The 9,307-nt window shown below is 65.2% G+C and carries 9 protein-coding genes; 3 read left to right on the forward strand and 6 right to left on the reverse strand.

Annotation, left to right across the window (positions count from 1 at the left end; genetic code table 11):
• Positions 1-5: 5 nt before the first annotated feature.
• The gene (locus tag R4P95_RS02950; RefSeq protein WP_317743540.1) at positions 6-1,208 is read right to left on the reverse strand and encodes an acetate kinase; all 1,203 of its coding nucleotides are present in this window, start codon (positions 1,206-1,208) and stop codon (positions 6-8) included.
• Positions 1,205-3,340, reverse strand: coding sequence for a phosphate acetyltransferase (pta, locus tag R4P95_RS02955; protein WP_317743541.1), 2,136 nt, complete (start codon positions 3,338-3,340; stop codon positions 1,205-1,207). Before pta ends, R4P95_RS02950 begins: the two co-directional genes overlap by 4 nt.
• 91 nt (positions 3,341-3,431) lie before the next feature.
• Here pta and R4P95_RS02960 point away from each other — a divergent pair, with 91 nt between their 5' ends.
• Complete coding sequence (locus R4P95_RS02960; protein WP_213573211.1) at positions 3,432-3,941, forward strand: nitroreductase/quinone reductase family protein; 510 nt, start codon at positions 3,432-3,434, stop codon at positions 3,939-3,941.
• Positions 3,942-4,432: 491 nt separating this feature from the next.
• Here R4P95_RS02960 and R4P95_RS02965 read toward each other — a convergent pair whose 3' ends face one another.
• Together R4P95_RS02965 and R4P95_RS02970 are read right to left on the reverse strand one after the other, a co-directional pair.
• On the reverse strand, positions 4,433-4,873 hold the full coding sequence (locus R4P95_RS02965) for a hypothetical protein (RefSeq protein ID WP_317743542.1): 441 nt from the start codon (positions 4,871-4,873) through the stop codon (positions 4,433-4,435).
• Positions 4,874-5,250: 377 nt separating this feature from the next.
• A complete protein-coding gene (locus tag R4P95_RS02970) occupies positions 5,251-5,496 on the reverse strand; it encodes a hypothetical protein (protein WP_213573213.1) in 246 nt (81 codons plus the stop codon).
• Positions 5,497-5,857: 361 nt separating this feature from the next.
• On the opposite strand from R4P95_RS02970, the gene R4P95_RS02975 reads away from it, so the two are divergent.
• Positions 5,858-6,772: an AurF N-oxygenase family protein gene (locus R4P95_RS02975; protein WP_159920062.1), complete on the forward strand. Its 915-nt coding sequence runs from the start codon at positions 5,858-5,860 to the stop codon at positions 6,770-6,772.
• A gap of 69 nt (positions 6,773-6,841) precedes the next feature.
• Here the strand turns inward: R4P95_RS02975 and fgd are convergent, their stop codons facing one another.
• Positions 6,842-7,849 carry a glucose-6-phosphate dehydrogenase (coenzyme-F420) gene (fgd, locus tag R4P95_RS02980; RefSeq protein WP_317743543.1) on the reverse strand — a complete coding sequence of 336 codons (1,008 nt, stop codon included), beginning with the start codon at positions 7,847-7,849 and terminating at the stop codon, positions 6,842-6,844.
• A 55-nt stretch (positions 7,850-7,904) separates the two neighbouring features.
• Positions 7,905-8,246 (reverse strand): YidH family protein, encoded by a 342-nt coding sequence (locus R4P95_RS02985; protein WP_213573215.1) that lies wholly within the window; start codon positions 8,244-8,246, stop codon positions 7,905-7,907.
• 91 nt (positions 8,247-8,337) lie between these two features.
• On the opposite strand from R4P95_RS02985, the gene R4P95_RS02990 reads away from it, so the two are divergent.
• Positions 8,338-9,297: an alpha/beta hydrolase family protein gene (locus R4P95_RS02990; protein ID WP_317743544.1), complete on the forward strand. Its 960-nt coding sequence runs from the start codon at positions 8,338-8,340 to the stop codon at positions 9,295-9,297.
• Positions 9,298-9,307 lie beyond the last annotated feature (10 nt).

Below are 9,307 nucleotides of genomic sequence, written 5' to 3' on the forward strand. Positions count from 1 at the left end.
CCGGCTCAGCCACCCACCAAGTCGACTGCCGCCCGGGCAATCGCCAACTCCTCGTTGGTGGGGACGACGAGAATTTCCACCTCGGAGTCGTCCGAGGAGATGCGCCGGGCCGACCGGGATTCCGAGCTGTTGCGGGTGTCGTCGACGATGATGCCGAGACGTTCGAGCCCCGCCAGGCTGTCGCGCCGGACATCGACGTTGTTCTCGCCCACTCCCCCGGTGAACGTGATGACGTCGGCACCACCCAGCTCCACGAGGTAGGCGCCGATGTATTTGCGAAGCCGGTGCACATACACGTCATAGGCGAGCGCGGCGTCCGCGTTTCCCTCACCGACGAGGGTCCGGAGCGAGCGGAAGTCGTTGACACCGGACAGCCCACGCAGACCCGACTGCCGGTTGAGCAGATCGTCGATCCGGTCGACCGTCAGTCCTTGCCGATACAGATGAAGGAGGACTCCAGGGTCGATGTCACCACTGCGCGTACCCATGACGAGGCCCTCGAGTGGCGTGAATCCCATGCTGGTGTCGACGGCGCGGCCGCCGTGTATGGCGGACGCCGAGGCGCCGTTGCCCAGATGCAGAACTATCTGGTCGAGCTCGGAGGTGTCCCTGCCGAGGAACTGGGCGGCACAGGACGACACGTACTGGTGCGACGTCCCGTGGAAGCCGTAACGGCGAATGTCGTACTCCTGCGCGATGCTCCGATCGATGGCATAGGTGGACGCCGCCGCGGGCAGGGTGTGGAAGAACGCGGTGTCGAATACTCCGACGTGCGGGACATCGGGAAGCACTTCCCGTGCCACCTCGATGCCGATCACGTTCGCCGGATTGTGCAGCGGCGCCAGGCTCGACAGATCGGAGATGGCGCGCACTACGTCGTCGTCGATGATCGTGGGCTCGTAGAACACCTTGCCACCATGAACGAGGCGATGTCCCACGGCGACGATCCCCGCCTCACCGAGCGGCCGGCCGACCTCGGCGACCACCTCGAGGACCGTCTTCAAACCCGCACGATGGTCGGCGATGACACCGTGTCGTTCCTCCACGCCCGTGCGGTGTCGGTACACGATGTGACCGTCCGGTTCGCCGATCCGCTCGATGAGCCCGGAGGCGATCGACTCGCCGGTGTCCGGCTGGATGAGCTGGAACTTGATCGACGAAGAACCGGAGTTGAGTACCAGTACCGATCCTGCGGTGTCGTCGCTCACGTGTCTGCCCCCCGAGGTTCGAGCGCCGCGGCCTGAATGGCCGTGATGGCCACCGTATTGACGATATCCTCGACCAGCGCGCCCCGGGAGAGGTCGTTGACCGGCTTGTTCAGACCCTGCAACACCGGTCCGACGGCGATGGCACCGGCACTGCGCTGCACCGCCTTATAAGTGTTGTTGCCGGTGTTGAGATCGGGGAAGATGAACACCGTCGCCTTACCCGCCACCTGCGAGTCGGGCATCTTCTTGTCGGCCACACTCTGCTCGATGGCGGCGTCGTATTGAATCGGTCCTTCCACCAACAGATCCGGTCGCCGCTCACGGACTACGGCGGTGGCGGAGCGCACCTTGTCGACATCCGCGCCGGTCCCGGAGTCGCCGGTGGAGTACGACAGCATCGCAATGCGCGGGTCGATGCCGAACTGGGCGGCAGTCTCAGCGGACGAGATCGCGATGTCGGCCAGTTGCTCGGCGGTGGGGTCGGGCACTACCGCGCAGTCGCCGTAGGCGAGGACGCGGTCGGACAGACACATCAGGAACACGCTCGACACCGTGTTCACACCCGGCCGAGTCTTGATGATCTCGAACGACGGCCGAATCGTGTGCGCGGTGGTGTGCGCGGCGCCGGACACCATTCCATCCGCTATTCCCCTGTGCACCATCATGGTTCCGAAGTACGAGATGTCGCCCATCACCTCCCGTGCACGCTCGAGGGTCATGCCCTTGTGCGCGCGCAGCCGGGCGTACTCCTCGGCGAACGAGGTGGTGTACTCCGAGGTTCGCGGATCGAGGACCTGCGCCTCGGAGAGGTCAACACCAAGTTCGGCGGAACGCCTGCGTACCCGTCCCTCGTCTCCGAGGAGTGTCAGCTCCGCCACCTGGCGTTGGAGCAAACGGCCCGCGGCCCGGAGGATACGGTCGTCATCACCCTCCGGAAGGACGATGTGCCTGCGACCGCGCCGGGCCCGGTCGATCAGCTGATACTCGAACATCTGCGGTGTGACCACCGAGGGAATCGGAAGTTTCAGCCGTTCGACGAGAACAGCGGGATCGACGTGCTGCTCCATGACGCTCAACGCGGTGTCGACCTTGCGTTGCGAGCCGACGGCCACCCGGCCCCGCGTCTGCGCGGCAACACTTGCCGTGTCGAACGTCCCCAGCGACGTGGTGAGGATCGGGAGACGCGGTTTCAAACCTGCCATGAGGTCGGCGATCGCGGGATGCGGGAGCAGACCACCATTCATGATGATCCCGGCGAGCGACGGAAACCCTTCCGCGTCGTGGGCGTTGACCATCGCCAGCAGTACGTCGGAACGGTCGGCAGGCGCGATCACCACCACCCCATCACTCAGACGCTCGAGGATGTGCTCGGCCGTCATACCGCCGACCATCACCCGCAGCGCTTCACGGTGCAGAAGCTCGGGATCCCCACTGAACAAGGTGCCGTCGACGGCGTCGAGCAGTTCTGCCATGGTCGGCGCGGTCAACAGCGGAATCTCCGGCAAGCTCCACGCAGGCACGCCGGTGGAGGACAGCGCGGACGTGACCGCGCCGAGTTCGTCCGGGTTGCACCGATTGGCGATCACCGCGATCAGATGAGCGTGATGTGCCTTCAATTCGCCTATGCACAGCGCAGCGAGCTGGGCCACCTCGTCAGGACTGCGGCGTGCTCCCCGCAATGCGAGGAGCACCGGCGCACCCAGGTTGACGGCGATCCTCGCGTTGTACCCGAGCTCACTTGGACTGGCCACGTCGGTGTAGTCGCTACCGATGACCACCACGGCATCGCACTGCTCGGCCATCGTGTGATACCGCGCGACGATCTCACTGAGCGCGCCATCGGGGTCGGCGTGGACGTGCTCATAGGTAACACCCAGGGACTGCTCGTAACCGACGTCGGCGGTGGTGTGCTCGAGCAGCAACTCCAGGATGTAGTCGGTCTCCTCCGTCGATCGCGCGATCGGCCGGAAAACACCCACCCGTGCCGCCGAGGCACACAGCATCTGCAAGACACCCAACGCAATGGTGGATTTACCGGTGTCCCCCTCCGGCGAGGCGATGTAGATGCTCGACGGCGCCGAACGGCCCGGCGGACTCACTGGTGCGGAGGTTCCAGGTGCAGCCATGGCCATAGCGTATCCGGCGGTCCGCGCCGGCGCCGTCGCCGTCGGCACCTCCGGCCACCACGATTGACAGGGATCCTGCGAAGCGGTCAGATGACATATGGCCGAATCACCCTTTCCCGACGTGCGGTGGGGCAGCGAAAACAGCTTCCTGCGTGAGCCCGCTGCGACCTTCGCCGCTACCCGGCCGGGGTCGTGGGTGATTCGGAAGCTCGCCGGAGTAGACCGGCGTCTACTCGAGAAGAGCGGTGGTCGTTTCACTGTTCTCGGCCCGATCGCCGCGCCGGTGGTGCTTCTCACCACGACGGGCCGCAGGTCCGGGAAGCCGAGGACCAGCCCGCTGCTGTACTACCGCGAGGGTGACCGAATTTACGTGGTGGGCAGCAACTTCGGGCAAGAGAAACACCCCGCCTGGTCCGCGAACCTCATCGCGGAGCCGCACGCGACGGTGACCATCGGGGGAAAGGCGATCCCGGTGACCGCCACTCTCCTCACCGAACCGGAACGAACCCGCATCTATCGTGAATTCGATGCCATGGTCAGGGTCTACGGCGTCTACGAGACCCGCACCGATCGCAACATGCGGGTGTTCGCACTGACTGCCACCTGACCAGACGTCATTGCGTCATCAGCGCGACCCGCTCGCCAGCGCTACCCCGGGATATCTGTTCCCGCCCGTACCATCTACGTGGGGACAATCACAGCGCCGCAAGTTGCCAGAGGTTTGCTCGTGGTGTGTGGTGGAACCAGGAGATGAGGCGGACAACCGCCGGGAAAGGGGGAAACATGCTTGCAGCCAGACAGTTACGCCCGTATGTGGTGGCGCCTGTGCCGCTGAAGCCGAATCCGCCCGACCCTGATCAGTGAGTTCTCCCCCCACGTCGACTCGAAGACAGGCAGATATATGAACCAGAAGTCCCGGCGAGGCCACGAGCCTGCAGATACGGACCCCGAATCAGGAGACTTGTCCGCCGACGATCTGGCCGCGGCCATCGAGGGGTTGACCGGCATCCGCACCATCGCGCGGTCTCCAGATGCCAGGCCGACCCCCCGCACCGTTCGGCGCGAACCGCCTCGATAGGGCCCGATCAGCACACTCCATCAGTGGACCAGAACTGGCCCCGCATCGGCGTCCTGCTGCGGAATCTCGTTGCGATACAGTGTCATCGACACCAACGCGCCGACAGCGAAAATGCTGCGGCCACCCAGAACGCGGAGTGATAGCCGGCCAGCGCCGCACCCTCGGCGAGCTGCTGCGCCCACGACGGCCGGATCCCCAGACACGGCTTGCTCGGCGCTGTAGTTGTCTGCTGCTGAGGCTGCGACACTGCTGAGGAGGACAATCCCGATCGAACCGCCGACTTGCTGCGCGGTGTTCACCGTGGCCGAAGCGACGCCGGCGTCGTCGGCCCGCGCTCCCGCCGTGGAGGAGGCCATCGCGCTCGAGAAGACGAATCCGAGACCGAGCCCCACCGCGCCAAGACCCGGCAGGATGCCGGTGAGGTAGGCGCAGTCGACATCGATCGCGGTCAGGAATGCCATCGAGTGCAGAGACGAGCAGACCGGACGTAACAAGTATCCGCGGGCTGAATCGATTGGCCAGCACCGCTCCCGAGAACGAAGCGCTCAGGGCGATCGACGCGACCATCGGCAGAAAGGCGATACCGGTCGCGATCGGGCTGTATCCGAGCAGCTGCTGGAGGTAATAGGTGAGGAACAGAAAGATCCCGAACATGCCTACCGCAGAAATCAACATCACCAGATTCGAGGCACCACGCAGCCGGATCGGTCAGCACCGGCTTCGCGCTCGACGGTCTCCGCGCAAACCGGGATGGCCACAGCAGCCTGGGCGTACCCGCGCTCAGCGAGACCAACTGCACCGAGCGATGAAACGTCTCCACGGCGTCGACTGACGTCGGTCACTGTCCGCTCGACGCCGAGTCGACGTCGAGTTCGCCGTCGTGGGCGAACACGAGACGTCCGTCGTCGAGAGCGACCGCCCACCGGTGCACCGGAGCCCAGTCGCGGCCGAGTGACTGCCCCGACGTGGTCAGTTCCGCGAAATCCTCGATCACCACACCCTGCGCCGTCGTTTCCGTCTCGCGCCGAACCCGGACACGGGCTCCGACGACGATGTCGGGTTTCACAGGGTTCTGCTCGGGCATTGCTCATCCAACTTTCTTCGAAGGAGGGCCGCGGGCGGCCTGGTTGTTCCCACACCCGCTGGGGTGAGCGGGTGTGGGAACAGCCGACGACCCCGAGTCGGGGGAGGGACCGCCGGCCGATCCCGAACCCTGCGCGTTGCGGTTCGGGAGCTTGTTGCCGACTGCAGGCACACCCACTACAGACCATCAGCAAACATTCAGCAAGCCAACTCCGGGCGTGTGTGGGAATCATCACCCACCGGCTCGATGGGCGGCGTATCCGTCAGCGAGTCCAGCATTTGTACACGAGCGGCCTTGACGTAAATCATTCTGAGGTCCATATTACATGTTACGTCTCGTCACACTGATATGGAGGACGCTCATGACCCGTTCTACGCTCGAGCTTCGCAACCCGAGGATCACCGATCGCCAGGACACGGGTACACGGCTCCTCGAATCCTCCGCGAGGATGTCGTACGACCCCATGGTCGAGGTCGACTGGGATGCACCGGTCCCCGACGACCTGTACGGCCTGACGCCGGAATGGTCCACACTGTTCGGAACCCCGCTGTGGAACGAAATGACGTTCGAGCAGCAGATCACCCTGACCAAGCACGAAGTGTCCTCGATCATGGGCACCGGCATCTGGTTCGAAATGATCCTGCAGCAGATGGTCATCCGGGACATGTATGCCAAGGATGCCTCGCAGGCGCACTTCCAGTTCGCGCTCACCGAAGTCGCCGACGAATGCCGGCACTCCGTGATGTTCGCTCGTACCGCCGAGAAGTTCGGCTGCCCGTCGTACGTGCCGCGCCGTGCCGTCGTCAACCTGGGTCGCGGATTCAAAGCTCTCGCGTCGGGAGAGGTCGCCTACGCCGGCATCCTGGTCGCCGAAGAAATCCTCGACGTCATGCAGCGCGACTGGATGAAGGACACCCGTGTTCAGCCGATCGTTCGGGTGACCAGCAAGATCCACGTGGTCGAGGAAGCCCGGCACATGCGTTTCGCTCGTGAGGAGACACTGCGCCGTGCAGCGGGCACCAGCAAGGCTCGCCGGGCGGCCAGCCGCGGCGCCATCGCGATCGCGGCGAACCTCATCGTGTCGAGCATGATCAACCCCGCTGTCTACGCCGCCGCCGGGCTGGACACCGAGCGAGCGCTGCGCGAGGCGAAGAACAACTCGTTCCGCGCCGCGAAGGTACGCGAAAGCTCGCAGCCACTGATGCGCTTCCTCGCCGACGCGGACCTGCTGGGCGGGCCGTCCAAGCGCCTGTACAAGCGGGTGCACATGCTCTGAGGCGCTCCGCGCCTGTGAGTGGTTAACGAGTCTCTACACTCGTTAACCACTCACGGGCGGCGAAGCCGCCTAGCCGCGCAGCCGGGGGGCGAGGTCACGTTCGAAGAGCTCCAGGAACCGCTTCTGGTCATGCCCGGGCGCATGGAACACCAGATGATTCAACCCGGCGTCGAGATACGGCTTGATCTGCGCCACCGCCTCATCCGGATCCGACGCCACGATCCACCGCTTCGCGACCTGCTCGATCGGCAACGCATCCGCCGCCTTCTCCATCTCGATCGGATCATCGATCGAATGCTTCTGCTCCGCCGTCAACGACAACGGCGCCCAGAACCGGGTGTTCTCCAACGCCAACTCCGGATCGGTGTCATAGGAAATCTTGATCTCGATCATTCTGTCGATCTCCGCGACCTCGCGCTCCGCCTTCGCCGCCCCCTCCGCGACCGCCGGCAGCAACTTCTCCGTATACAACTCCATCCCCTTACCCGACGTACAAATGAACCCGTCCCCACTGCGCCCGGCATACCGGGCCACCACCGGACCACCCGCCGCGATGTACACCGGAATCCCGTCCTCGGGCACGTCGTAAATCGACGCCCCCTTCGTGGAGAAATACTCGCCCTCGAAATCGACCCGATCCCCGAGCCACAGCTCCCGCATCAACCGCACCGACTCCCGCAACCGCGCGAACCGCTCCTTGAACTCCGGCCACTGCCCCGCAAAACCCGTCGCGATCTCGTTGAGCGCCTCACCGGTACCCACCCCCAGCATCACCCGACCCGGATACAGACATCCCATCGTCGCGAACGCCTGCGCCACCACCGCCGGGTTGTACCGAAACGTCGGCGTCATCACCGACGTCCCCAACTGCAACCGCTCCGTCCGCTCCCCCACCGCCGTCATCCACGCAATCGAGAACGGCGCATGCCCACCCTCGTGCCGCCACGGCTGGAAATGATCCGACACCGTCGCCGAATCCATCCCGTGCGCCTCCGCCAGCACACCCAGCTCCACCAACTCCCGCGGACCGAACTGCTCCGCCGACGCCTTGTATCCCAGCTTGAGCTCGTGGGCCACCGTGTACTCCTTCGTCGTCACGTCCGGTTCGCGTTATGCAAACCTCTTCTGCAGGTTAGAGAACGGCGACGACGCTGGCGAGCCCCGCTCCCAGCGCCACCACCGTCAGAGCCACGGCGAACAGCCTCAACTCGTGGGGCGGTGGCATCGGCGCGCCGTCGCGTAGGGCCTTCTCGACCTGAGACCACCGTCGCAGTCCGACGAGGGCCGCTGCCGCGGCGAGACCGATCAGAATCAGGCCGAGGGTCGTCCGCACCCACCCGGTGCTGAATTCGGGGACTAGGTGGATCATCGCGAGACCACCCGCGAGCAAGGCCAGCGAACTTCGCATCCATGCCAGGAACGTCCGCTCACTGGCGAGTGTGAATCGCTCGTCGGGCCGGTCGGTGTCCGTCATCGATCCATCTATACACCGGTTCCGTGGAACCGCGACAAGCAGGTAGCCCGGCGTCTTAGATTGGACGAGCAGGCCACAGGCAGGGGGCATCATGCGACCGTTCGACGTTCTGCGACGCTCGGCCCCTCTCCGTGGACTGGTGGTGACGATTCTGCTGTTGTCCGCGTGGCTGGCGCTCGGACCGCCGCCCGCCTCGGCGGAGCCGCGGATCACCCGGGTGGACGTCTACTCGGAGGCGATGGGCCGCTGGGTTTCCAACGACGTCATCTCGCCCGCTTCCGGTGCGTCCGCACCCACCTTCTACCTGCTCACCGGGATCGGCGGCGGATCGGACGGCATCTCGTGGTTCAACAACACGCGGGTCCGGGACTTCTTCGCCGACAAGCATGTGAACGTCGTGATGCCGATCGGTGGCCAGTACAGCATGTACACCGACTGGGTCGCGGACGATCCGGTGCTCGGGCGTAACAAGTGGCAGACGTACCTCACCCACGAGCTTCCCGCCGCAATCGACAGCCGGTTTTCGACAACAGGCTCGAAAGCCATCGGCGGAGTCTCGATGGCGGGCAGCGCGGTACTCGACCTGGCGGCGCAGGTACCGGGTTTCTACCGTGCAGTGGGCTCGTACAGCGGGTGCGCACAGACCAGTGGCGTGCTCGGCCAGGCGATGGTGCGGTCGATGGTCGAACTGCGGGGCGGCGGTAACGCCGCCAACATGTGGGGTGCGCCCGGGGATCCCGCGTGGGCGCGGCACGATCCGATGCTGAGCGCCGAGCGCCTGCGCGGCACAACGCTGTTCGTGTCGACCGGCAACGGGATGCCGGGGCCCGTCGACAACCACGACCCACTACTGGCCGTGCCGCAGACGATCGGCGGCAGTGTCGTCGAGATGGTCACCCATGTGTGCGCCGGCGCCTTCGAATCGCGGCTTCGGCAACTCGGAATCCCGGCCACGTTCGCCTACCTACCGCAGGGCACCCACTCCTGGGGTCTGTTCGAGACCGAGCTACGCGACTCCTGGCCCGTCATCGGCAGTGCTATCGGGGCATAGCGGCGATCGG

It is taken from the genome of Rhodococcus sp. IEGM 27, from assembly GCF_033142305.1.
Taxonomy (GTDB): Bacteria; Actinomycetota; Actinomycetes; order Mycobacteriales; family Mycobacteriaceae; genus Rhodococcus_F; species Rhodococcus_F oxybenzonivorans.

Excerpts from the sequence above, each read along its gene's own strand:
- R4P95_RS02965 (WP_317743542.1), bottom strand. The coding sequence starts at position 4,873 with ATGGCATTCCTGACCGCGATCGATGTCGACTGCGCCTACCTCACCGGC.
- R4P95_RS02990 (WP_317743544.1), top strand. The coding sequence starts at position 8,338 with ATGCGACCGTTCGACGTTCTGCGACGCTCGGCCCCTCTCCGTGGACTG.
- R4P95_RS02970 (WP_213573213.1), bottom strand. The coding sequence starts at position 5,496 with ATGCCCGAGCAGAACCCTGTGAAACCCGACATCGTCGTCGGAGCCCGT.
- R4P95_RS02960 (WP_213573211.1), top strand. The coding sequence starts at position 3,432 with ATGGCCGAATCACCCTTTCCCGACGTGCGGTGGGGCAGCGAAAACAGC.
- R4P95_RS02975 (WP_159920062.1), top strand. The coding sequence starts at position 5,858 with ATGACCCGTTCTACGCTCGAGCTTCGCAACCCGAGGATCACCGATCGC.
- pta (WP_317743541.1), bottom strand. The coding sequence starts at position 3,340 with ATGGCCATGGCTGCACCTGGAACCTCCGCACCAGTGAGTCCGCCGGGC.
- R4P95_RS02985 (WP_213573215.1), bottom strand. The coding sequence starts at position 8,246 with ATGACGGACACCGACCGGCCCGACGAGCGATTCACACTCGCCAGTGAG.